Annotated in this window: 23 protein-coding genes, 1 pseudogene and 1 other annotated feature; of the genes and pseudogenes, 8 read left to right on the top strand and 16 right to left on the bottom strand. The window is 39.2% G+C overall.

The features are described 5' to 3' along the window. Positions 1-7 precede the first annotated feature (7 nt). Positions 8-1,228, bottom strand: a pseudogene (locus ACN19N_RS09275) (IS3 family transposase). Continuing rightward, positions 837-953 (bottom strand) — a sequence feature (AL1L pseudoknot). It overlaps the preceding pseudogene by 117 nt. Before the next feature lie 370 nt (positions 1,229-1,598). Between ACN19N_RS09275 and prfA the strand changes: the two are divergent. Continuing rightward, a complete protein-coding gene (prfA, locus tag ACN19N_RS09270) occupies positions 1,599-2,687 on the top strand; it encodes a peptide chain release factor 1 (RefSeq protein ID WP_004662494.1) in 1,089 nt (362 codons plus the stop codon). Beyond that, entirely contained in the window at positions 2,687-3,505 is an 819-nt protein-coding gene (gene prmC / locus ACN19N_RS09265; RefSeq protein ID WP_420001184.1) for a peptide chain release factor N(5)-glutamine methyltransferase, read from the top strand. Before prfA ends, prmC begins: the two co-directional genes overlap by 1 nt. Here the strand turns inward: prmC and ACN19N_RS09260 are convergent. Then, positions 3,502-4,134: an FMN-binding negative transcriptional regulator gene (locus tag ACN19N_RS09260; protein ID WP_269238105.1), complete on the bottom strand. Its 633-nt coding sequence runs from the start codon at positions 4,132-4,134 to the stop codon at positions 3,502-3,504. The genes prmC and ACN19N_RS09260 overlap by 4 nt on opposite strands. 160 nt (positions 4,135-4,294) lie before the next feature. On the opposite strand from ACN19N_RS09260, the gene ACN19N_RS09255 reads away from it, so the two are divergent. Then, complete coding sequence (locus tag ACN19N_RS09255) at positions 4,295-4,753, top strand: hypothetical protein (protein ID WP_269238104.1); 459 nt, start codon at positions 4,295-4,297, stop codon at positions 4,751-4,753. Between the two features lie 251 nt (positions 4,754-5,004). Here the strand turns inward: ACN19N_RS09255 and ACN19N_RS09250 are convergent, their stop codons facing one another. Continuing rightward, positions 5,005-6,057, bottom strand: coding sequence for an AraC family transcriptional regulator (locus ACN19N_RS09250; RefSeq protein WP_420001183.1), 1,053 nt, complete (start codon positions 6,055-6,057; stop codon positions 5,005-5,007). A 143-nt stretch (positions 6,058-6,200) separates the two neighbouring features. On the opposite strand from ACN19N_RS09250, the gene ACN19N_RS09245 reads away from it, so the two are divergent. Further along, a complete protein-coding gene (locus tag ACN19N_RS09245) occupies positions 6,201-6,971 on the top strand; it encodes an SDR family NAD(P)-dependent oxidoreductase (RefSeq protein ID WP_269238102.1) in 771 nt (256 codons plus the stop codon). 170 nt (positions 6,972-7,141) lie between these two features. On the opposite strand, the gene ACN19N_RS09240 is transcribed toward ACN19N_RS09245, so the two are convergent. The 5 genes from ACN19N_RS09240 to ACN19N_RS09220 form a co-directional block, all read right to left on the bottom strand. Further along, complete coding sequence (locus ACN19N_RS09240; protein ID WP_269239689.1) at positions 7,142-7,636, bottom strand: IS630 family transposase; 495 nt, start codon at positions 7,634-7,636, stop codon at positions 7,142-7,144. Positions 7,637-7,674: 38 nt separating this feature from the next. Next, positions 7,675-7,980, bottom strand: a complete 306-nt coding sequence (locus ACN19N_RS09235) for an IS630 transposase-related protein (protein WP_420001182.1) — start codon at positions 7,978-7,980, stop codon at positions 7,675-7,677. An 82-nt stretch (positions 7,981-8,062) separates the two neighbouring features. Beyond that, a protein-coding gene (locus tag ACN19N_RS09230) for an IS5 family transposase (RefSeq protein WP_420001181.1) occupies positions 8,063-8,849 on the bottom strand; the annotation gives its coding sequence in 2 pieces (ribosomal slippage) (positions 8,063-8,599 and positions 8,601-8,849; 786 coding nt in all). A gap of 10 nt (positions 8,850-8,859) precedes the next feature. Beyond that, positions 8,860-9,555: an IS1 family transposase gene (locus tag ACN19N_RS09225; protein ID WP_269228301.1), complete on the bottom strand. Its 696-nt coding sequence runs from the start codon at positions 9,553-9,555 to the stop codon at positions 8,860-8,862. A 234-nt stretch (positions 9,556-9,789) separates the two neighbouring features. After that, positions 9,790-11,220 (bottom strand): pyridoxal phosphate-dependent aminotransferase, encoded by a 1,431-nt coding sequence (locus tag ACN19N_RS09220; RefSeq protein WP_420001180.1) that lies wholly within the window; start codon positions 11,218-11,220, stop codon positions 9,790-9,792. Positions 11,221-11,458: 238 nt separating this feature from the next. On the opposite strand from ACN19N_RS09220, the gene msrB reads away from it, so the two are divergent. Both msrB and ACN19N_RS09210 read left to right on the top strand, forming a co-directional pair. Beyond that, positions 11,459-11,878: a peptide-methionine (R)-S-oxide reductase MsrB gene (gene msrB, locus ACN19N_RS09215; RefSeq protein WP_269230103.1), complete on the top strand. Its 420-nt coding sequence runs from the start codon at positions 11,459-11,461 to the stop codon at positions 11,876-11,878. Next, positions 11,875-12,363, top strand: coding sequence for a glutathione peroxidase (locus ACN19N_RS09210; protein WP_087536210.1), 489 nt, complete (start codon positions 11,875-11,877; stop codon positions 12,361-12,363). Before msrB ends, ACN19N_RS09210 begins: the two co-directional genes overlap by 4 nt. Positions 12,364-12,415: 52 nt before the next feature. On the opposite strand, the gene ACN19N_RS09205 is transcribed toward ACN19N_RS09210, so the two are convergent. From ACN19N_RS09205 to ACN19N_RS09195, 3 genes are all read right to left on the bottom strand, one after another. After that, on the bottom strand, positions 12,416-15,565 hold the full coding sequence (locus tag ACN19N_RS09205) for an efflux RND transporter permease subunit (protein ID WP_420001179.1): 3,150 nt from the start codon (positions 15,563-15,565) through the stop codon (positions 12,416-12,418). A gap of 1 nt (position 15,566) precedes the next feature. Then, positions 15,567-16,757: an efflux RND transporter periplasmic adaptor subunit gene (locus ACN19N_RS09200; protein WP_420001178.1), complete on the bottom strand. Its 1,191-nt coding sequence runs from the start codon at positions 16,755-16,757 to the stop codon at positions 15,567-15,569. 161 nt (positions 16,758-16,918) lie between these two features. Then, a complete protein-coding gene (locus ACN19N_RS09195; RefSeq protein ID WP_241283461.1) occupies positions 16,919-17,371 on the bottom strand; it encodes an Lrp/AsnC family transcriptional regulator in 453 nt (150 codons plus the stop codon). Positions 17,372-17,505: 134 nt separating this feature from the next. Here ACN19N_RS09195 and ACN19N_RS09190 point away from each other — a divergent pair, with 134 nt between their 5' ends. Continuing rightward, complete coding sequence (locus tag ACN19N_RS09190; RefSeq protein WP_420001177.1) at positions 17,506-18,126, top strand: LysE family translocator; 621 nt, start codon at positions 17,506-17,508, stop codon at positions 18,124-18,126. A 50-nt stretch (positions 18,127-18,176) separates the two neighbouring features. On the opposite strand, the gene dapC is transcribed toward ACN19N_RS09190, so the two are convergent. From dapC to ACN19N_RS09170, 4 genes are all read right to left on the bottom strand, one after another. Beyond that, positions 18,177-19,346 (bottom strand): succinyldiaminopimelate transaminase, encoded by a 1,170-nt coding sequence (gene dapC, locus ACN19N_RS09185; protein WP_269230107.1) that lies wholly within the window; start codon positions 19,344-19,346, stop codon positions 18,177-18,179. 81 nt (positions 19,347-19,427) lie between these two features. After that, entirely contained in the window at positions 19,428-22,091 is a 2,664-nt protein-coding gene (gene glnD, locus ACN19N_RS09180) for a [protein-PII] uridylyltransferase (protein WP_420001176.1), read from the bottom strand. 24 nt (positions 22,092-22,115) lie between these two features. Further along, positions 22,116-23,333, bottom strand: a complete 1,218-nt coding sequence (gene purT, locus ACN19N_RS09175) for a formate-dependent phosphoribosylglycinamide formyltransferase (RefSeq protein WP_420002372.1) — start codon at positions 23,331-23,333, stop codon at positions 22,116-22,118. Between the two features lie 120 nt (positions 23,334-23,453). Beyond that, the gene (locus ACN19N_RS09170) at positions 23,454-23,843 is read right to left on the bottom strand and encodes a tautomerase family protein (RefSeq protein WP_269230109.1); all 390 of its coding nucleotides are present in this window, start codon (positions 23,841-23,843) and stop codon (positions 23,454-23,456) included. A 194-nt stretch (positions 23,844-24,037) separates the two neighbouring features. Here ACN19N_RS09170 and ACN19N_RS09165 point away from each other — a divergent pair, with 194 nt between their 5' ends. Beyond that, complete coding sequence (locus ACN19N_RS09165; RefSeq protein WP_046738536.1) at positions 24,038-24,502, top strand: hypothetical protein; 465 nt, start codon at positions 24,038-24,040, stop codon at positions 24,500-24,502. Between the two features lie 55 nt (positions 24,503-24,557). Here ACN19N_RS09165 and ACN19N_RS09160 read toward each other — a convergent pair whose 3' ends face one another. After that, positions 24,558-24,842: a hypothetical protein gene (locus tag ACN19N_RS09160; protein WP_269230111.1), complete on the bottom strand. Its 285-nt coding sequence runs from the start codon at positions 24,840-24,842 to the stop codon at positions 24,558-24,560. Between the last annotated feature and the right edge of the window lie 166 nt (positions 24,843-25,008).

The following is a 25,008-nucleotide window of genomic DNA, read 5'->3' as shown; positions in this document are numbered from 1 at the left end:
ATTTATGTTAGGTCACGAAACCTAACACATTCATCCTATCAGAGTACATTGCTTCAAACTGAAAAGGTGAAACATAGCCAATTGCGCTGTGTAGTCGTTTTTTTGTTGAACCAATCAACCCAATCCAATGTTGCCAATTCAACATCAGCCAAGCCCGACCAACCTGATTTTAAATATTCAATCACCTCTGTTTTATATAAACCATTCACTGTCTCAGCCAACGCATTATCATATGAGTCTCCAGTTGTACCAACGGATGCTCTTAAATTTGCAGTTGCCAAGCGATTTGTATACCGAATTGAAAGATATTGTGCGCCTCGATCACTATGGTGAATGACATCTTCAGGCATACCTCGATCATGTAGTGCTTGCTCCAGAGCATCGAGCACCATGTCAGTATTCATTCTTGTCGATACCTTCCAACCCACAATCGCCCTTGAAAATACATCAATAATAAAAGCGGTATATACCCAACCTGATACAGTTTGAATATAGGTGAAGTCAGCGACCCAAAGATGATTCGGATGCTTTGCATTAAAGTTACGCTTTACCAAATCATCAGCTCACTTTTGATCTTCATGATGTCGTGTCGTACGTTTATTCTTACCACGCCAAACACCTTGTATATCAAGCTGCTTCATTAACCGATTAACTGTACAGCGTGCCACAGAATAACCTTGTTGTTTCAACTGTTTCCACACTTTGCGTACACCATAACGACCTGAACTTTCCTGCCAAATTCGTTTGATTTGCTCTGCATAGTGTTGGTCATGTAAATCTCGCTTTGAACGTTTTTCAGGGTTTTCAGCAAGGTTAAGTTGGCGATAGTACCTAGATGATGCGATTGGCAATATGCTGCACATCACTTCAACACCATAGTGAATTTGATGTTTACGAATAAAATCAACCATTACTTGTGTGGGCGGTCGAGTTCCGCCTGGGCGAAAAAAGCAGCAGCTTTACGAAGTATTTCATTCGCCCGTTGGAGTTCTTTATTTTCGCGTTCAAGTTGTTTGATTCGTTGCTGATCTGATAGGAGTTGAACTTGAACAGGATTTTGAAGGTCAAGAAACTTCTTATGCCAACTACGAAGTGTTTCAGGAGTACAACCAATTTTAGGTGCAATTGCTGTGATTGCTGCCCAAGTCGAGGGATAGTCTTTTTCAGATTCGAGGAGTAAGCGTACTGCTCGTTCTTTGATTTCAGGTGTATATTTCAAATTTGTCATCGGAATATCTTCTCAAGAAAAGTTGTCTCCGACAATCTCGATACGGTTCAAACACCAATAAAGACAGCAAACTAGCTTGCGGCTGTGAATGCGAGTGTTGGGCGGTTTATTAAATTATTCATGGTTTATCCTATTGTTTTATCATTCTAATTTATCTTTGATTATTTATATCGAAGCTCAGGTAATAGAATAACCTATACATACTAAAAAACGATGAAATTGTCATGAAATAATAGGGGATTGGTAAGTTACCTAGTTTCTCTATGTCTTTTAAGCCCTAGAATCTGTAAACTATGCGCAATTTTTTGATTTTGCTCGTGCTTCATTATTTTGATTGGCACTGAGTCTTTAGTTTTGAGATATTCCGCCCATGAAAGCATCACTCCGTTTAAGACTGGATCAACTTTGTGATCGTCACGAAGAGCTGACTGCATTGCTCGCTGATGTAGAAGTAATTTCGGACAATAAACGTTTTCGTAAATTGTCTCGTGAACATAATGATTTAACAGAAATCACTGAGGTTTGGAGCAAATATCGTCAAGCGGAAGAAGATATTGAAACGGCTGAAACAATGAAATCAGATCCCGATTTCAAAGATATGGCTGAAGAAGAAATTAAAGAAAATAAAGCGCTTCTAGTTGATCTCGAAGAACAATTAAATGTTCTAATGATTCCGAAAGATCCAAATGATGCCAATGCAGCCTACCTTGAAATTCGTGCTGGAACAGGTGGTGATGAAGCAGCGATCTTTTCGGGTGATTTATTCCGTATGTATAGCAAATATGCTGAAACACAAAGTTGGCGTATTGAAGTGCTTTCTGAAAATGAAGGCGAGCATGGTGGTTATAAAGAAATCATTTGCCGTATTGATGGTGAAGGCGTCTATGGCCGTTTGAAATTTGAGAGTGGTGCACACCGTGTTCAACGTGTACCTGCGACTGAATCTCAAGGTCGTGTACACACCTCAGCGTGTACCGTTGCGATTCTGCCAGAAGTGGATGTAGATACTACAGTCGAAATTAATCCCGCCGATCTGCGCATTGATACCTATCGTGCGTCAGGTGCGGGTGGTCAGCACATTAACAAAACCGATTCTGCGGTACGTATTACTCATATTCCATCGGGTGTGGTGGTGGAATGTCAAGAAGAGCGTTCACAGCATAAAAACAAAGCCAAAGCGATGGCTTTGTTAGTGTCACGTTTAGAAAATGCGAAACGTGCTGCGGCTGATGCAGCAACTTCAGAAATGCGCCGTGATTTAGTCGGTTCAGGTGATCGTTCTGAACGTATTCGTACCTATAATTATCCGCAAGGTCGTATGACGGATCACCGTATCAACCTGACTTTATATAAGTTGGATGCGATTATGGAAGGTGATTTAACTGAATTGCTAGATAGCTTACATCGTGAATATCAAGCGGATCAGTTGGCAATGCTTGCGCAGGAAAATGGCGGCTAATGAATATTGCTCAAGCCTTAGAAATCAAAGGTGAAATTGATAGCTATGAACGTCAAGAAGCGGTATGGCTACTTGAACACCTTCTAGGTATCAATGCTTTAGAACTCAAATTAAGACTTAAGCAAGAGTTGACTGAAATACAGGAACAGGCTTTTTTAGAAGGGCTTGCGCGTATTGAACAGGGCGAACCATTGGCTTATGTCACTGGTTCACAACCGTTTTGGACGCTCGATTTAAAAGTGACACATGACACTTTAGTGCCACGTCCAGATACCGAAATTTTGGTAGAAATGGTGCTCAAACTGCCGCTCGATCAACACGCGAATATTGTGGATTTAGGCACAGGAACAGGCGCAATTGCTTTGGCGCTCGCAAGTGAGCGTCCGCAATGGCAAGTCACTGCAACTGATATATACGCACCAACTTTAGACGTGGCGCAGGACAATGCAGTTCGACACGGGCTGATGCAAGTGAAGTTCGCTTGTGGGGCTTGGTTTGAAGCTTTAGAGCAACAACAATTTGATCTGATTGTATCCAATCCGCCGTATATTGACCCTGAAGATGTACATATGCAAAAGCTCAAGTCTGAACCTGAGCGAGCATTGATTGCAGATAAGCAGGGGATGGCTGATATTGAAACCATTATTACTCAAGGGAAAGACTGGCTCAAACCGAATGGCTGGATTGTGCTTGAGCATGGTTATGATCAGGGGCAATTGGTACGTGAAATCTTTGAGCAGTTAGGTTTTGAACGGGTTCAAACCATCAAAGATTATGGTGGCAATGATCGTGTCAGTCTAGGGCAAAAGCAGGCTTAATCCTCAATATATTGTTCTACGGCATTTGCTAAATGGTGATTACCTTGTTTTTGCAGTCCGTCGATAACACCTAAAGCATCTATTTTTTCTCGATTTTGGCTCAGTTTAAATTTGCCTGTAATGTGTGAAATCTGAATTTCAATCCCGACGATGTTTTTTAGCTCTTGAGCAATGTATTCACTTGGTGCATCCGACATTTTCCATGGTGTTTCTTGTTTAGCTTCATGGGTGCGGGTGAGTTTAGCCAAAATACCACGTAATACTTTTTCATCTGTTAAGAAGGTTATCGTTCCTTTAACGTGAACCACTTGATAGTTCCAAGTTGGTACATGTTGATGGTGCTGCTGTTTACTTGGATACCAGTTTGGTGAAATATAGCCTTGCTCACTTTGAAAGATAATTAAAACTTCTGCACCGTCTTCAATTTGAGTATGCAGAGGATTATTCTTCGCAATATGGGCAACTAAAGTTGCGGTTTGATTGTTTTCATCAAATAATAAATGAAAGGGTAAATGATTGGCTTCCAAACCTTCTGCATTACGACTAATTAATGTCGCAAAAGGGTAGTCTTGGATCAGTTGGTATAATTTTTTAAGATTTTTTTCTTCAAAAATTTCAGGTAAATACATTTATACGAACCTTTGAGAAGTAAATAGAACGCTGCCTCAATTTCACAATGTTGGCAATACACCTTAATTATGGAAGCAGAAGTCATCATACTGTGATAGGGACATTCTGTCTTAGATATTAAAGTACTAGATGATCAATAACCCTTGTTAGGCATGTAAAATGGATATTAAACATATATTCAATCAACATATGGAATTATGGCAAGATTGCTATTTTGGATATGTTTATACCCCCAATATATCTAATACTGTTGACTATCAGGGTATTGAGCTTGTAATTGCAAAAAATAATGAATATGAGTTTTACCCTTGGCTCAGCGAAACTAATGCTATAACCTTACCTCAAAATGGTCTTAATGAGATTAATCGTAATGAGTTTTCTGCTTGCTTTATGAGGATGGCGAAAGATGCTATCAGATATGGTTCAGGGAACAGACTAGATGATATTGAGTTGATGAATATTCATGATGCCTTTATAGACGAGTTTTCAAGCCCTAAGTATTTTAGTAATTTTACTGAAAATGGATGGCAACCCGTCACAGGTCATAGTCGTGATAGCTTTCTATGTGTAATTGATAATAATAAAGTTGGTATGTGGCTAAGTTGTGATGATGAGTAGGACTTGCTGTGACTGCCTAACTTTCGCATCAACTGCGACAAGTACCCAGCCGATTATTGTGTAATTTTTTATGGTTCTGAGGTAATCTCAGTTTTAGATTTTGTTGTGGGTACTTGCGCGTTATGCGGGTAGTTAGCACAAACTTTACCATATTGGACAACTGAACATTATGATGAAATTTTCAATTTAGGTTTAGAGATGCTTTTGGTTAGAATCCTTCCGAATTGATAAAATCTAGCAGTAGTTTGATTTTATAAAGAAGTATTGGGCGTGTGTTTTAGTGTATTTGCGCGGTAAGCACCTGGACTGACGCCTGTCCATTTTTTAAAAGCACGATGAAATGCACTCGGATCATGGAAATGCAAATCATCACTGATGTTCTGAATTGAATCATTGCTTTTACTGAGCCGTTCAATTGCAATATCACAGCGAATATCATTTTTAAGTTGCTGATAACTGACGCCTTCTTGTTTGAGGCGGCGTTGAATCGTTGCCGTTGACATATTCAGTTGTTGGGCAACTTCTTTGAGTTCATCCCACTCTGAAGGTGGCTGTAAAAGCAGTTGACGACGTATTTGCAAGCTTAAAGAATTTTCATTTTTAAAGCGAACAATTAGGTTATAAGGCGTTTGTCTGAGAAAGTCATTTAAAGCTTGTTTATCTTTTTTGATTTTGTGTTTGAGGTAATTTGCATCAAACTCAATGAGATTTTGATCAGCATTAAATTGAATATCTTCGCAAAAACGAACACGATAATCCTGTATTTCGACAGGTTGATGACATTTAAAGGTCATTTTCTGAAAAGAGATGTGCTGGTCACTCAGCCAACACATTAAACTATGGACTAACATCAAATAGGTCGAATAGGTAAACATTCGTTTAGGATGTTCACGATCATGCAGAATTAAGTATGCTTTTGCACCTTGTTGAATCAATTCACCTTGAATGTCATCTAACACTAAACTCAGAAACTTTAAGATTTCTTGAATAGCTTGTTCTAAGGTTTCGGCACTGAATGCTAATTTTGCTAATAGGCTATAGCTCCCTCGACGCATTGGGTGGCGATCCATCCCCAAAAACTCATCATTCATTTGTTCAGCCAGTTCAATCCACAATTGCGCACATTGCGTCACTGGAACACGGGCTTTAGTTGAGCTGAGAAGTTCGACTGAAATGCCCGCTTGATTGGCAATATTGACAATATCTAAACCTCGACTTGCAGCAACACTGAATGCTTCACGAATCAAAGCAATTGAAATTGTATCCTTAGCGGAATTAAGATCGAGATCGGTGCTTTTGCTCATACAGGAATGAAATATAGGAGAGTAAATAGGTTGAATGCTCAAAAGTCGCATCATTTTTGCTACTTTTAGGAATTGTATCGGAAAAAACTTGGCTTTACTCTCGCTTGTAAAAATTTATATCTTTAATTTACGAGGAAATGGACATGAAAATTCAAGGAAAACATTTTGTTATTACTGGTGGTGGCTCTGGTTTAGGGGCTGCAACAGCAGAAGTTCTAATAAAACGAGGTGCGACAGTTACCTTAGTCGATATGAACACTGAAGCGGGTGAACAGCAGGTACAGGTATTAGGTGCGCAGGCTGAATTTGTAAAATTAGATGTAACTGATGAGCAAGCTGCAGAGCAATTCTTTAAAGATGTTGTTGCAAAACATGGTGCGGTATATGGGCTAATCAACTGTGCAGGGATTGGACCCTCAGCAAAAGTTGTGGGCAAAGAATCTGTACATGATTTAGCTATGTTCTCAAAAACCTTACATATCAACGTGACGGGTACATTTAACATGTTGCGTTTCGCAGCAGATGCAATGAGTAAAAATATTGTTGCTGAAGGTGATGAAGATCGTGGGGTGATTGTAAATACGGCTTCTGTTGCTGCTTTTGATGGGCAAATTGGACAAGCGGCTTATTCGGCATCAAAAGGTGCTGTAGTTGCGATGACGCTTCCAATTGCGCGAGAGTTAGCACGTCATCAAATTCGTGTTTTAACCATTGCACCAGGGATTATGGAAACTCCAATGCTGAAAGGCTTACCTCAAAATGTACAAGATGCCTTAGGGCAAATGGTGCCTTATCCATCACGTTTGGGACGTCCTGAAGAATTTGGTCGTTTGGTTGCGCATATTGCTGAAAATTCATATTTAAATGGTGAAGTGATCCGCTTAGATGGCGGTATTCGTATGGCTGCGAAATAAATTTATTTAAATCATTTATAGATTAATTTATAAAACAGTTGTGAATGAGAATTTACAACTGTTTTTGTTTTTATATGGTTTATTCATAAACTAAGTTTGAGTTTTAGTCATTGCTGCTGGTTTCTGTGCAATTTTGCAAATCATTCATTCACTCAATATAGTAAAACCGTTTAATTATTCATACATTTATTGAAAAACAACCGAAATAATTGATCAATTGAATCAACCAACCACTCTTTACGCTTGCGTTTAACCCATGCCCACATCTTTTCTATAGGATTTAAATCAGGACTGTATGCAGGAAGCCAAAGTATCTGATGCCCTTGTTGTTCCAATAACGCCTGAGTATCCGCTCTTTTATGAAATGTTGCATTATCCATAACCACACTACTATTCTTCGGTAATTCAGGGATCAGTAATCGCTCAACCCAAAAATGAAAAACATCAGCATTGATTTTGCAATCAAATAATCCTACTGCAAACAATTTCTGTTGATGAATTGCTCCAATTGCATTGGTCTGATTTTTTAACTGCCAATTATATTGTCCAAAGCATGGTTTTCCTCTTTGCGAATAACCATTAGGTCTATGATCATGTGACTTGAAGCCACTTTCATCAAGGTAGACAATAGGATGAATTTTTTCTAATAACTCTATTTGTTCAATAAATCTTTCTCTAAGTTCTGAGTTAGCTTTTGGGTGACTTAGCGTCTTTTTTTTATTGTAATACCTAGGCGTTTTAAAGCATCACCAATAGATGAAGCTCCACATCCAAAACGTGCAGCCCGTTCATATTGATAGTCATCAAGATATTTTTCAACATCAGCACGTAAAGCATCATTATCGATTTTAGAAGGTTTACGTGGATGAGTTCTTTTGATCTCTATACGTTTCTTCCATTGGACAATCGTATTTTTATCAATTTCAAATTGAGCAGCAACAGCTCGAATAGAATATCCTTCTTCAAGCTTAGCTAATACTTTCTTTCTAAAATGTTCTGAATAACTCATTCCATGAGTGTATGCTATTTTTAACAGATTTACTATAGAGTATGAATTGGTTTTGTGGGGTTTTTAGTATTCATCTTAGAACCTATCCAGAATATTTTCTATGCAAAAGTAGCCTTAAAAAGGCTAAATTAATGAACTGAAGGCTCGTATTTAGGTGCTTTTCACAGTTTTTCCAAAGCCTTCTACATTTTTCTAACCAAGCAAATGATCTTTCCACAACCCAGCGTTGTGGTATGACTGCAAATTTATGTAATTCACTTCGTTTAGCAACTTCAACTCGCGCTCTGATTAAATCATTAACAGCCAAAGAAAAGGGTTCGCCTGTATAACCACCATCAACAAGTACAACCTCTACATTTTGTAAGGTGTCTCTATGTAAAGTTATGGCATCTAATGCACCTTGACGATCTGTTTTATCTGCTGTCGTAATAAATATTCCATGAGGCAGACCTTGAGTATCAACAATGATATGTCTTTTAATCCCTGAAACTCTTTTACCAGCGTCATAGCCTTTATTACGTGCGGTATCTGTGTTTTTTACACTTTGTGAATCAATGATGATAAAGCTCGTTTGTTCTTTCCGTCCATTGTTGATACCGGCCTCGCCAACCACATTTTTTTAAAGCCTGCTCAAGTATGCTAGGTTCAGTTTCTGATGGTTTTCTATTCCAAATTGAGAAGTAATAATGCACAGTGCTTTTAGGTGGAAAGTCTCGAGGAAGCATACTCCATTGACATCCACTTTTTAGAATATAGAGCAAGGCGCAAAACACTTCATAGACATCAACGACTCTTGGACGTGTTTGTTTTCTTCCGCTCAATAGTAACGGTTCAATTTCTGGTGGTGTTTCAAAATGTATGCTGATCATTTTAACATCACTATACAAAACTGTGGTTAATGTAAAAGAATCCAAGATTAAAAGCTTTTACATGATTCAATACCTTCTTCGAAAAACAGCATGTTCTTCTTACTGCTCGCCTTATGCGGTGTCTTAATCGGCAGTTGTTTCCTTCTATCCCGACTGTATAATATTTCCCTTCTTGGTCCGGCTTAAAAATTTTGATGAAACTTTCCCAATGATCACTCGATATACAATCATAAGTAATGCCCAGTTCTTCTAAACGGTTTTTTAGCCTTTGTGCTGTATGAGCATCTCTTCCTCCCCATACAAAAGCCACTATTTCTCCGCTACTTCTATCATAGACGTACTGTAGCCAATGCTTATCTTTCTTGTTGCCTACAAATGTCCAAAATTCATCAACTTCCAAGCATTTATAATGAGTTCTTTGAGGAATTATTTCATGATTTGATTGTGTAAGCGTTTTAAGTATCTTGCCAATACTAAACCTCGTAATCTTTGCAATATCCCGAATGCCACAACATCGCACAAGCATAAGCAAAATCAATTTGACCGCTTTTGAATGACAGCCTAAATACGTCAAATTATGGTCACCCACAAACTGCCTATTACATTCTTTACAACGATAGTTTTGCTTACCATCGTATTTAATGCCATTCTTCTTTATACTTGTACTCTGGCATCGAGGACAATGAAGTTCTATTTCGATTTTCACACATTTAAATATAGCTGAATTGTTCCTCCTTGCCTCCTTTTCTTATGAGCATACTTTTTAGAACACCACCCAATTTCTTTAAAGGCTTCTCGACTAATGTCGCTGGGATATGGTTTTCTCATGGGGGAGAATTTAACAAATTATTTTTCCAATTGCCAAAAAAGAATGAAATTAATATTGGATAGGTTCTTAAAAAAGGAAGCGATTTGCTTCCTTTTTTATTGCCAATTTTGCTTAACGTATTTTCGCCAAGAAACGGCTTAAACGATTAATTGCTTCACGTAGCTCATTTTCAGCAGGTAAGAACACTACACGGAAATGATCTGGTGTTGGCCAATTAAAACCTGTGCCTTGAACCAATAAAACTTTTTCAGCTTTTAATAGATCTAACATCAGTTTTTCATCATCTTCAACTGGATAAATCTCAGGATCAAGTTTTGGGAAACAGTACATTGCTCCGTCAGGCTTAACACAACTTACACCAGGAATCTCATTTAACATTTCCCATGCAATATTACGCTGTTCATACAGACGACCGCCTGGACGAATTAAATCATTAATAGACTGATAACCACCGAGTGCAGTTTGAATTGCATATTGTGCTTGATGATTTGCACACAAACGCATTGAAGCAAGCATGTCTAAACCTTCAATATAGTCTGCTGCACGTGATTTATCACCTGTGATCGCCATCCAACCTGCACGATAACCAGCAATACGATAGGCTTTTGATAAACCATTAAATGAAATGCAAAGTTGATTGCCAGCTAAAGCTGCAACTGCAACATGCTCAATGCCGTCATAAATGATTTTGTCGTAGATTTCATCAGCAAATAAAATCAAATCATGTTTTTTTGCTAAAGCAACAATTTGCTCTAATACATGACGTGGATAAACTGAACCTGTTGGGTTATTTGGATTGATGATAACAATACCACGTGTATTTGCTGTGATTTTGCTTTCCATATCCGCAAGATCAGGATACCAATAGTTTTCTTCATCACATTTATAATGAATAGCTTTACCGCCAGACAGATTGACTGCTGCTGTCCATAATGGATAGTCAGGCATAGGAACGAGCATTTCATCGCCATCGTTCAGTAAGCCTTGCATCGCCATCACAATCAGTTCAGACACACCATTTCCGACATACACATCATTAACGTGCATATCAAAAACGCCTTTTTGCTGATAATACTGGCAAATGGCTTTACGCGCAGGGAAGATCCCTTTTGAGTCTGTGTAACCAACCGCATTCGGTAGGTTTAATGCAACATCATTGATAATTTCTTGTGGAGCTTCAAAACCAAACGGTGCAGGGTTGCCGATATTGAGCTTGATGATCTTGTGTCCTTGCTCCTCCATTTCATTGGCGGCGCGTAATACTGGTCCACGAATGTCATAGCAAACATGCTCAAGTTTCGATGATTTCTTGATTTCACGACTTGATTGAGCGGAGTGGGATGTAACAGTATTTTTAGACATAGCCGGATTCACTTTTGCATATCGGTATAAATAACTTTTAAAGGTTTCGACACTTACCAAATCAAGATCATGTTGATCTCTAAGTAATTCAACAATTTTTTCATAGGTAAAACCTGATTGTTGATATTGTTTAATTGTTGGTAAGAGTTTTTGAAAAACCACACTTTTTTTCTGAGACATTTTTTGTCCTATACAACCGTGCCCAACAAGAATAACACTATCTTTGCTTACAAGAAAGATGGTTTTGTTAAAATTTGCTTACCTCTTAATTTTGAATTGCTTTCTTTTTGCTATTGAAAATTAATGCTTAAATTTCACTAAATTGTACGTTATGAGACTAGAGTTTTTGTTATGAATGGCGTAAATATAAAACCTGATCATCGATATATTTTTAACATCAGAATAAAAGGTGTAGGTTATGGGAAAAGTCAATAAAACAGACCGGGAATGGCAAAGAGAACTATCATCAGAAGAATATCGCATTACTCGTCAGAAAGGTACAGAACCAGCATTTACAGGACAATATTGGAATAACAAACAGCATGGTATTTATGTCTGCCGATGTTGTGGTGCAGAACTATTTTCATCTGAAACGAAATACGATAGCGGTTGTGGGTGGCCGAGCTTTTATAGAGCAATTGATAGTGTGGCGATAGAAGAACATGAAGATTTATCGCATGGTATGGTCAGAACGGAAATTGTCTGCCATGATTGCGATGCACATTTGGGTCATGTGTTTGAGGATGGCCCACAGCCGACAGGACTGCGTTATTGCGTGAATTCGGCATCATTACAACTTAAAACAGAAGAAAAGAATGATGAGGAAACCTATCCATGAGTAACATTTATCAGTTTGAAGCTGAATTGTTAGAGGGAGAAACAAAAGCGCTCGCTGATTATAAAGGCAAGGTCATGCTAATTGTAAATACTGCAAGTAAGTGTGGTTTTACGCCACAATTTGCAGGACTTGAAAAGTTGCATGAAAAATATAAAGCTCAAGGCTTAGAAGTTTTAGGGTTCCCTTGTAACCAATTTGGTGGTCAGGATCCCGGCACGAATAAAGAAATTGGCGCATTCTGTCAAAGAAATTATGGTGTAAGTTTTCCAATGTTTGCAAAGGTCGATGTAAAAGGTCCTGAAGCACATGTTATTTTTCGATTTCTAACGCGTGAAGCGAAAGGCATTTTAGGTAGTCGCAATATCAAATGGAACTTCACCAAGTTTCTTGTTGGGCGTAATGGCGAAGTTTTAGGGCGTTATGCTCCAACGACTAAACCAGATGCCTTAGAAGCAGATATTGAAAATGCATTAGCAAAAAAATAATATTGAGCAACAAAAAGACGGTCATTTGACCGTCTTTTTTGTTGAATATTGCTTAAGACTGTTCAATTGATGTGGGCTTTGTTTTTTTAAAGCTGTGTAATTTACGGTTGATATCATCAATGAAGGTATAGACTACAGGAATAACCAATAACGATAAGAAGGTACTGGTAATCAACCCACCAATAACAGAAATTGCCATTGGTGCACGGAAACTCGGATCTGTTCCAATACCCAACGCAATCGGTAACATACCTGCACCCATTGCTAGAGTTGTCATGATAATTGGGCGTGCTCGCTTATGGCAGGCATCCAACAACGCATTCAATCGAGAATAATCTTTTTCCTTTCTTGCGATAATGGCGTAATCAACCAGTAGAATCGAGTTCTTACTGGCAATCCCCATCAACATAATCAAACCAATGAGACTTGGCATCGAAAAGCTACTTTTTGCTAAAAGCAATAATACGAATGCACCGCCAAGAGATAAAGGTAAAGCGACCAGAATTGTGATCGGTTGTAGGAAGTCTTTGAATAAAAGAACAAGAACAACGTAGATACACAATACACCTGTCAACATTGCTAAACCAAAGCTTGAGAATAACTCTTGCATGACTTCAGCATCACCAATATTGGTACGTTTAACTGTTGGCGGTAGATTTTTCATGGTTGGAAGTTGATCGACTTTAGCAGCAATATCACCCAACGGTTGATTATTCAGCTCGATATTAAAATTGATATTACGCAAACGATTGAAGCGATCAATTTGCGATGGTCCACTTTCAATATTCACATCTGCAATCGTACCTAACATCACAGGGCCGTGGCTGCCTTTGATCATCAAGCGTTTCATTAACTCCTGATCTTGGCGAGCAGCCAAAGGAAGTTTAATGACAACGGGAACTTGACGTTGAGATAAGTTTAATTTTGCTAGATTCTGATCAAAATCACCTGCGGTGGCGATACGCAAAGTTTCAGCAATATCATAGGTGGTCACACCTAAATCTGCGGCTTTGGCAAAATCAGGGCGAATCACCAGTTCAGGACGAATCAATGCTGCACTTGAGGTAATACCTCCGATATTTGGAATCGTTCGTAATTCACGTTCAAGTTGGCGTGCAGTCGACATCAAAGCTTCTGGATCATCGCCTGAAAGTGCAAGTTGATACTGGGTGTTATTTCCTGCTAAACCGACTTGAATACGTGCACCCGGCAATGGCGCTAAACGTTGACGAATCTGATTCTCAATCTCTTGCAAGCTAGCACTTCGATCAGAGCGCTCAGTAATTTGAATGGTTAATGTAGCTTTTCTTGGTTCGCTCGAAGCTCCCCCTGAAAAAGGATCTGTTCCTGCTGCACCACCACCAATGGTTGTATAAATACTCTTGATTTCAGGATGATCTTTAATCAGATTGCGTGCATATTCTGCTGTTTTTAAGGTATCAACAAATTGTGAACCGGGTGCGAGTTCTAGACGAACTTGGGTTTGCCCTGTATCTGGTGGTGGAACGAAACCAGTAGGTAGTAGAGGAATCAGCATCACTGAGCCAACAAAAAAAGCAATCGCTCCAAATAAAGTGACCCAACGGTGATTTAAACACCATGTGACTAAATGCATATAGCCACGCATGACACGTCCATCGTTGGCGCGATCTTTAGCTAATTTTGTTGTGCCATGATCTAATTTTGCTTGGTTGTCTACAGTTTCATCTTGCTTGTCAATTTGACCAATCCACGGTTTTAAAATGTAAGCCGACATCATTGGTGTAAGCAGACGTGCAACTAATAAAGAAGCAAAAATTGCCAATGCAGCCGTCCAGCCGAATTGAACAAAGAACTTACCTGCAATTCCACTCATAAACGCTGTTGGTAAAAATACTGCAATTAAGGTGAAGGTGGTTGCAATGACCGCTAGACCAATTTCATCGGCAGCTTCCATAGCGGCTTCATAAGGTGTTTTTCCCATTCGCAGATGCCGAATAATATTTTCAATTTCAACAATTGCATCATCGACTAAGATACCTACAACCAATGACATGGCGAGTAAGGTCACGGTATTTAGGGTAAATCCGAAGTAATACATCCCAATCAAGGCAGGTAAAATAGACAGTGGCAGGGCAGTTGCAGCAATGATGGTTGCACGCCAGTCCCGTAAAAATAGCCAAACCACCAAGATTGCTAAAATTGCCCCTTCATAAAGAAGCGACATCGAACCTTTGTAGTTATCTGCAACTGGTTTAACAAAGTTAAAAGCTTCTGTAATTTTAATATCAGGATGTGAGGCTTTTAGTTTCTCTAATGCTTGAGCTACACCTTTTTCAACATCGACTTCACTGGCACCTTTGCTGCGAGTAATTTCAAAACCAATCACAGGTTTACCATTCAATAGCGCAGCAGAGCGTCGTTCTGCAATTCCATCACGAATAGATGCAACTTGATCAAGGCGAATATGGCGACCATCACTGAGCGCAAGATCCATTGCACCAATCTCTGCAGCCGTTTTGACGGTTGCAATAGTACGAATTGACTGTTCGCTGCCCCCAATTTTGGTTTGACCGCCTGAGGCGTCTTGCTGAATCAAGCGTAATTGACGGGTAATATCTGTAGCAGTTGCATTTAATGCCAGTAATTTTTCAGGGTCGAGTTCAACTTCAACTTGACGAGTCACACCACCTACACGGGCAACCGCACCGACACCTTTCACTTGTAACATGGCACGGGCAATATCATAGTCAACGAACCATGACAGTGCTTCTTCATCCATTTTCGGTGATTGAATGGTGTAGGTAAGAATTGGCGAGCCTGACAAATTGATTTTACTGACAATCGGATCGCGTAAATCGGCAGGTAAATCAGAACGAACTTGAGACACTGCATTGCGAACATCATCAACCGCTTCTTGGAGTGGTTTTTCGAGTTGAAATTCTGCTGTAACCGTAACAACACCATCTTGAATATTGGTGTATTGATTTCTCAAACCTTGCAAAGAGGCAATCGAGTTTTCAATTTTACGTGCAACTTCTGTTTCAAGTTGTGGTGGGGCAGCACCCGGTAGCGCTGCGCTTACGGTGACCATCGGAAGTTCAATATCTGGGAATTGTTGTATTTTCATCCAGTGAAAACATAACAATCCTGCCAAACCAAGCATGATAAACAATAAAATGCCCGGAATTGGATTGCGGATTGACCAAGCAGAGAAATTCATCTTATTTCTCCTGTGTGGTCACAAGCTGTTTGCTGAGAGGTGTGTCAGGAATATCTTTAGCAACAGTGACCAAATCCCCATCCGTTAAGAAACCAGTTCCTGAAGAAACCAATTTTACATGAGTAGGTAAATCCATAATCTCAACGCGATCACCCAAGCGGCGACCTACAGTGACTTTTTGCTGTGTTACACGATTATTGTGATCAACAATAAACACATAAGAAAAACCATCTCGTAGTAATAACCCCGTTTGCGGAATAGTGAGAGCAGATTTTTCACCGAGATCAAATTCACCTTTCACAAACATACCCATACGAACTGCTTGAGTTGTTGGAATATCGACATAAACCAAACCGTAACGAGTTTGTGGGTCAATCACAGGTGCTATCATTCGAACCTTGCCTGTAACCGTCGCTTGGGCAGGATCAGGAGAAATGATTCGTGCAGTCATCCCTTGTTTAAGTTTATATAAATCAGAAGAAGTGACTTCGGCACGCCATTCGAGTCGATGGTCACGAATCAAACGGAATAATTCTTGCCCTGTTTGTGCTAGAGATCCAACCGTGGCAGTTCGTGCTGAAATAACACCATTATCAGGTGAAACCACTTGAGTTTGAGCTAAGCGTAATTGATGACTTTCAATTTGAGCTTTAGCTGCATCAAGACGAGCTTGTGCAGTCGCTTGTGAGGTTTGATATTGCGTGGATTCTTGAGCAGAAATTGCACCCGTATTTTTAAGCTGTTGAATACGTTTGTTATTGGTAATCGCATCAGCTAAAACAGCTTGTGCTTCAGCATAACTTGCCTGAGCTGCTGCGAGGTCAGCACGTATTGTTTCACTGTTGATTTCAGCTAAAACTTGACCGCGTTTCACCTCATCACCAACATTCACATTGACACGAGTAAGCCGTTGACCTGATAGCTCGCTCCCAATGACAACTTCTTGCCATGCTGCAATGTTTCCATTTGCAGTAAAGCTTTGTTTCCAATTTTGCTGTTCAGGTTGAACTACCGTTACCGTCAGAGCTGCTTTTTGTTCTGCTGAATTTGCCCCTTTGCGCTTTTCCATATTTGCTGAGTTTTTGGCTTTATTTGTTTGCCAAAACATGATTGCGATTATTAGAAAAACAACAATGATCGCTAAAATAAACCAAATTTTTTTCTTAGTTTTCTGGGGAGTTTGAGAAGCCATCTTTCCATAATCGCCAAATATTGATGGCCTAAGTATAGACGAAGATTTCAACAGATGGTCAATAGTAAACTGATAGATGAAAAAATTAATAAAGGGCGAGTTTCAACACAATATAATAGGATACGGCTTATAAAGTAATCACTCGCTATAATTTCAGATTGCTATAAAGGAAGTAAGCGATTAGTCACCACGCTTTTCATTACAATCGTGGAGGTAAGGCGCTGTACATTCGGTAAAGCAGATAGACTGTCGTCATAAAGTTTTTGAAAACTTGCCAGATCTTTGGTCACCACATGCAACAAATAATCAGGATTGCCAAACAGTCGCTGTGCTTGAATCACATTTGCAATTTCACTGACCTTTTCTTCAAAGCTAGACAAAGCCCGCTTATCACCATCTTTTAAAGTCACAAAAATAATTGCCGCAAAATTAAAGCCAATTTGAGACGCTTCAAGGTCGGCATGATAGCCCTTAATGACCCCAGATTCTTCTAAAGCTTTCACTCGGCGATGGCAAGGGGATAGACTTAAGCCTATTCTTTCAGCTAATTCGGTGATAGATAATCGTCCATTTACTTGTAGTTCAGCAATAATTTTCTTATCAATACGATCCATTTGGAATAATCTACCTTTTGGGTTTAAAAACAAGCAAACATTTGGAATAACATTTTAAGCATTAAAGCCTATTCTCTCAAATCTATTTTCACCAAATGGTGAAAAATAATAATGATGACGAGTAGGTGTCTGATATGGATCTAAGTGTAATTTTTGCTTTTTGGTGTGTTTCAATTTTATTTGTTTTAACACCGGGTGCAGATTGGGCTTATGCGATTCTAGCTGGCATAAAGGGGCAGTTTGTTATGACAGCGGTGATGGGCTTGGTGTTGGGTCACTTAATCGCTATTTTATGTGTTGCAGCTGGTGTTGGCACTTTGCTTAACCATTATCCTATTCTTTTAAGTACCATGACGATTGCAGGTGCTTGTTACTTATTTTGGATGGGTATAAGTCTATTGATTCGCCCCGTGGTGATTTCAAATGAGACTAAACAAAATCAGTCACTTGAATCTGCTCAATCATGGCTAATTAAGGGAGTGGGGATTAGTGGATTAAACCCTAAAGTGCTGTTGTTATTCTTCGCTTTATTACCTCCATTTATCCATCCCAAAGTCGCACTTTCCCCAACAGCACAAATTATTGTGTTAGGAATGATTCATTTGCTAAGTTGTGCTGTAGTTTATATTTTGGTTGGAATCGCAGCGAAGAAATTATTAAGTACACGACCTCAAGCTGTAAAAATAGTCAGTCGTATTTCGGGGAGCTTAATGATTTTGATTGCCACCATATTGATGATTGGACAGCTTTCATGAGCTACTGAAGAATCTATACTTTGACATAGATTCTTCAGATATTTTATTGATTAAAGAATCGCTTTTAGTCGTTTTACCACTTCTTCACACTGTGCTAAATCTGCGACTAATGCCATCCGAACGTGTCCTTCGCCCGGATTACCTTGTTCGGTATCACGAGATAAATAGCGACCAGGTAACACCTTAATATGGGCTTTTTCCATCAACATTTTCGCAAAAGTTTCATCATTATCAACTTTTAACCAATAATAAAAACCTGCATCAGGTTTTTGTAAAGGTAGTAAATGTCCTAACTCTGTTTGGAATAAATCAAATTTAGCACGGTATTGTTGACGATTTTCTTCTACATGTGCCTCATCATTCCATGCCGCAATCGAAGCCAATTGATGTTGAACAGGCATCGCAGCGCCGTGATAGGTACGATATTGCAAATAAGGTTTTAAGAGTGCCGCATCACCTGCAACGAAACCAGAACGCATACCCGGGAGGTTTGAACGTTTAGAAAGGGAATGGAATACGATACAATTTTTATAATCATCACGTCCTATTTCAGCACAAACTTCTAAAAGTCCAATCGGTGCTTCATCAAACCATAACTCTGAATAACATTCATCAGAAGCAATCACAAAACCATATTGATCAGAAAGTGCAATCAACTTTTTGAATTGCTCTTTTGAAAGTACAGTACCTGTTGGATTACCCGGTGTGCAGACGAATAATAATGCTGTATTTTCCCATACTTCTGCAGGAACGGCATCAAAGTCGCCTAAATAACCATTTTCCTCGGTGCAGTTGATAAAGTAAGGCTTTGCACCTGCCAATAATGCAGCACCTTCATAAATTTGATAGAACGGATTTGGCATCACGATGTACGGTGCATCTTCGCGTTTAATTAAGGCTTGCACAAAAGAAAAGATACCTTCACGTGTACCAGAAACAGGCAAAATATGTTCTTCTGCACTAATATGATTCAGTTTGAAACGATTACTAAGCCATTGTGCAATACTTTGGCGCAGTTCAGGTTGCCCTTTACTATTAGGATAAGTCGACAAATGTGCAAAATTATCAATGATTGCTTGTTTAACGAACTCTGGTGCAGGATGTTTTGGTTCACCAATTGATAATGGAATCAATGGTAAATTGGCAGGTTGCACATCTTTAAAAAGTTGATTTAACTTTTCAAAAGGATAGGGATGCAATAAAGACAAGCTGGAGTTCATTTAAACAATTACCCAAAATAAGCGTTATAAGTCCCCAAAGATACGACATGATCATCATACCCAAGGGGGATTCAGGGGATTTTAAGATGGATTACAAATTTGATTCGATGCTTCATCTAAAGCTGCTTTCAACGTTTCCGCAAAAGCTTTCACCTCTTCATGGGTGAGTAATATACCGTTTTTCTTGGTCACAAAGAAAATATCTTCGGCTCTTTCACCTAGTGTTGCAATTCTTGCTGAGTGAATATCCAAACCTTGGAGCATAAACAATGCCCCAATCCGAGCTAAGAGACCCGGTTGATCGAGTGTTGAGATTTCAACCATATGTTGTTGTAACGTCGGATTCAGTACGATATCCACGGTATTTTGTACATCGAAATGACGTAAATGACGTGGAATGCGGCGTTGCATAATACCCGGATATTGATCTGAATGGCTCAGTGCATCTACAAGGGCAGCTTTCACTTTACGTTCACGATCAGGGTCGGTGAGTAATGTGCCAAAACGATCAAGGACTAAGTAGGTGTCTAAACTAAATGAGGTGGTTGCAGTAATAATTCTTGCATCTTGAACATCAAGATTCATGCGATCTAAGACAGCAACCGTGGTCGCAAATAAGTTCGGTTGATCACGGGTATAAATAAAGATTTGAACGGCGTCATCCGCAGCATTTCGATGTGCGCGTAATAAAACCAAAGGCTCTGGGTTATCGCCATGCTGTAAAATCGCTTGAGTATGCCATGCAATTTCATTGGCTGATTCTTTAACGAAGTATTCATCACCAAGCTCTTGCCAAACTTTTTCGACTTCCGCGAGAGAGAAGTCATTGACCAATAATTCACTGGCAGCAAATTTGGTGTCTTCAATTAACATTTGATAGTCAACAGGACGACCTAAGCCTGAACGAATGACATCTCGCGCATAGGTATACAACTGGCGCATAAGGGAAGCACGCCACGTATTCCAAAGTTTAGGATTGGTGGCATTAATATCCGCGACAGTTAGGGTGTAGAGATAGTCTAGATGCTCCATATCACCGACTTTTTCGGCAAATTCTTTGACTTCATCTGGATCAGAAATATCTTTTTTCTGTGCAGTAAGGGACATGAGTAGATGATTGTTAATCAACCATGCTACAAGTTTACATTCACGTTCAGTAAAACCATGCGTGCGACAGAATTCGATTGCATCTAGTGCGCCTAATTCACTGTGATCACCGCCACGACCTTTCGCAATATCATGGAAAATTGCTGCCATATAGACAATATCGTGACGCGCAATACGTTGGAATACTGAACTCACCACAGGAAATTCTTTAGCGAATTCAGGTTCTTTAAAGCGACTTAAGTTTCTGAGCAATAATAAGGTGTGTGCATCTACAGTGTAGATATGGAACAGATCGTACTGCATTAATCCTGTAATCTGTCCAAACGAAGGAATGTAGTTCCCTAGTACGCCATAACGTTTCATCGCCACCATCGTGTCATATAAGTGCGGTGAGCGAATAATTGACATGAATAATGCTTGATGTTCTGGATTGTCCCTGAAACGTTGATCAATTCGTTTTGCTGCGAGCACAAGAAGACGCAAGGTACGGGCACGTATGCCTGTAATTTCTGGTCGATTGGCTAACAGATAGAATAGTTCTAAAATTGCACTCGGCTCTTCAGAAAATACTTTGTGATGCTGAACAGCGAGTTTGCCGTCTACAATTTTAAAGCGGTCATTAATGTCGATAATTTGGCGTTCATAATCAGGCAGACGAGGAGTAATGACTGATTCATTGAAATAGGCAAGTAACATCTCATTCAGCGTTGAAACTTGTTGAGCTGTTCGATAATAACGTTTCATGAATTGTTCAACTGCAAAGTTCACAGGTTGACCTTCTTCGCGAACATAACCAAATTTTGCTGCTATATCTCTTTGATATTCAAATAATAATCGGTTTTCATCTCGTTTAGCGATACGATGCAAATGGGTTCTAATCTCCCATAAGAAACTTTCAGCTTCTTCCAGTACGCCTAATTCAAATTCAGTAATAAAGCCTAAGTGGACTAAATCATAAATACGATTGACACGGAAGTGACGTTTGGCAATCCAACCAATTTGATTAATATCACGAATACCGCCAGGTGCATTTTTGATATCTGGTTCTAAATTGCTTTCAGTATTATTGTGTTGAGCGTAGCGCTTGTTCTGTTCCACCATTTTGGCATCATAGAACGTTTTATCTGTCCATGTTTGGGCGACAATACGACGTGGCCATTTAGCCAGTTGTTCATTGCCTGTAATTAAACGTGCCTCGATTAAAGTTGAAGCAACAGTTAAATCATTCGCTGCTTGTTCAACACAGTTTTGAATCGTACGAACGCTAATACCAGGTTTAAAATTACCAACATCCCATAAGGATGAAATAAAAGTTGAGATCAGTTTTTCTTGTTCTTCGCTGATTTCATCTTCAGATAAAATCATAATGTCGGTATCTGAATAGGGTAGCATTTCGCGACGGCCATATCCTCCGACCGCAAATAAACCTAATTCAGTTTTATTTAATTCAGCATGATTCCATAAAAAGACTAAGGCCTCATCAATCGAGTTGGAACGAGCCTTAATCACTTCACGAATAGCTTGCCCATTTTCATAACTCTCTTGTAATTGCTTTTCTACATCTGTTCGCCATTGATTAATGGCTTTAATATCATGATGACTGGTGACATAGTTCAGCAAAGGAGATGTATTGATCATGAAAATGGGTCTACTCAATTTAAGTTAACAGTTTGTGTGTACGCTCACTTGGTCAGCAGCTTGTTGCGCTAATTCACGTGCTTGGTCTGTTGTTTCAGCACGTGCTGTTGCAACTCCCATACGGCGACGTTTAAAACCTTCAGGTTTACCAAATAAACGTAAGTCAGTATTCGGATTGGCTAAAGCAAGATTCAAGCCATCAAAGCTGAGGTTATTCGCATCTACACCTGCATAAATCACGGCACTTGCAGCAGTGCTATGGCGAGCTGTATTAACAGGTAAACCTAAAATAGCACGCGCATGCAATTCAAATTCGCTTTGGAATTGAGAAGCTAAAGTTACGAGACCTGTATCATGTGGGCGAGGGGAAACTTCGCTGAACCAAACTTTATCGCCTTTGATAAATAGTTCTACACCAAAGATACCACAGCCACCTAATGCAGTTGTTGCTTTGTGTGCGATACGTTTAGCTTCTTGTAAGGCAGCAGCAGTCATTGGTTGAGGTTGCCAGCTTTCGACATAGTCACCCGCATCTTGACGGTGTCCAATCGGATCACAGAAATGTGTTTCGATTTCGCCAGTCTTAGGATTTTTTGCACGAACTGTTAATAAGGTGATTTCAAAATCAAAATCAATTTGTGATTCGATAATCACTGTACCTTGGTTAACACGACCGCCTTGCATCGCATATTCCCAAGCGGCATCAACTTCATCAAAGCTTTTAACGCGAGACTGACCTTTACCCGATGATGACATCACAGGTTTTACAAAGTTTGGATAACCGATGTCATCACATGCCGCGCGGAAACTTTCTAAAGTACTGGCAAAGCGATAAGCTGATGTTGGTAGACCGAGTTCTTCAGCAGCTAAACGACGAATTCCTTCGCGGTTCATTGTGAGATTGACTGCTTTAGCTGAAGGAATAACGGTTGCTGTTTGGCTTTGTTCAATTTCTACAAGCACTTCAGTTGCAATCGCTTCAATTTCAGGAACAATCAAATTGGGTTGAATTTTTTCAATGAGTTGTTTTAATTCAGTTGGATCAGCCATATTCAAGGTATAAGAAAAATGTGCAACTTGCATGGCTGGTGCATGATCATAACGATCTGCGGCATGAACTTCGACACCTAAGCGTTGTAAAGAAATCACAACTTCTTTACCTAGCTCCCCAGAACCTAACAGTAAAACCTTAAATGCAGAAGATTGAAGTGGAGTTCCAAGAGTGACGCTCATGCGTGTAATCCTATCCTGAGTAATTTGTGGTTAAGCATAGCAGAACTTTTTGATGAATTAAGCTTGCCTGATACAAAAAAACAAGGTTTTGTTAGACAAAAAATATGACTTATCATCGTGTTGATCTGTTTAGACATTGACTTGATAGTTAAGTCGTAAGTCATCTGCATTTTGACCACGGATTCCCCAATTTGATTTTGGGGTTTCAAAAATTGTAATTTCAATATCTTGTGGGGAAATACCACATTGCTGCTGAATATTAGAAAAAATTGATTGAATAAATTGTTTTTTTGCCGAAGTTGTTCGCCCCTCAAACATTGAAATTTCAATAATCAAATATTGTTCACTGCGATCATTTGGATATATAAAATTTTCTGGGGCTAAAGCAATAAAGCGCTGAAATTTTTTTTCTACAGGATAATCGAGGCTTGTAACCAGTGCTTGGTGAATAGCATCTGACAATTGAGTTCTAAATTGTTGAATCGTTTGATGTAGTGCATAAATTTTGATTTGAGACATAAATAAGTTATTCCAAAATTAAGATTAGAAATTTTGATTCACATGATATTTTTATTTCACCACTTTAAATGATATTGGCATTAAATCAATTCTTTAGAGCGTAGATTGTTCTATGGGATAAATAAGTAACAACGATTGTGTATTGTTGCTGAATTGACTAGCATAATGCGCAGATGTTCCATTGGCGATTTGATATGTTTAATACAAAAACTCATGTAGCGACAATAATGTTGTTTAGCAGCCTTTTATTGACTGCATGTGATCATTCAAGCAATCAGCCAGAAAAAAAAGTGGAAATTAAAGCAGCTCCCAAACTTAATAATGATGCAACAAGTTACGCACAAGCTGCTTGGAAGCTGATTAATGAAATTGATCCAATTGTCTACAATAAACAATCTGCTGAGATCGAAGATAAAGTCAGAAAACCATTACGACAACTCAGTACCGATTGGCGAATTAATGTCAAAATGACGGATTCTGTGACTGAAGGAAAATATGCGCTATGCCGTAAAGCATTGACCAGTCTAGATACTTGGGCAAGAGATGTTAAAGATAATGTGAGTTCGTCAACGCAAAAGCAAGCTGACTACGAACGAGACAAGGCACAGTGTAAAGATGCAATTGATAATCCAGCTTTAGGCAATACCTCACCTAAATAAAAAAGCGAGATGATGAATCTCGCTTCAGCTGGTTAAAGCTATCATGAGTTTGGGGTTATGAGGTTTTTCCTGTTTTTGCGGCTTCCTGCTTGATTTGTGTGGTTGATGTTGTTGCTGCTTTTTTAGTATCCGATGACATTTTCATAGTGTCATGTTTCATTGTATCTTTTGCTTTCGTGGTTTCTTTTTGGGTTTTTACGACATTTGCTGCTACGCACTTGCCACCTTTATGATTTGGTCCTGTGCCACCCTGTAATTGAGTTCCTTTCGGGCAGGCAAATGCACTTGCGCTTAATACGGTGAATAATCCTGCTGTTAGAATTGTTGCGACTTTTTTCATAATTGTCATCTGAATCAGGTAAGCGATAGTGCTTAGGATTAATTTAGACGAGTTTTTAACAATAAAGCAAAATGATTTTGTGAATAATTTGAATTGAAGCGTAGTGTTTTATAGCGAGAGTTTATCTTTTAATTTATGTTTAAGGTTAAGCGGGTATTGCATAATA

Origin of the sequence: Acinetobacter sp. LF10, assembly GCF_048585715.1 — a bacterium.
In the GTDB taxonomy this organism is placed as follows: domain Bacteria; phylum Pseudomonadota; class Gammaproteobacteria; order Pseudomonadales; family Moraxellaceae; genus Acinetobacter.
This window is presented reverse-complemented; position numbering and strand designations above follow the sequence as displayed.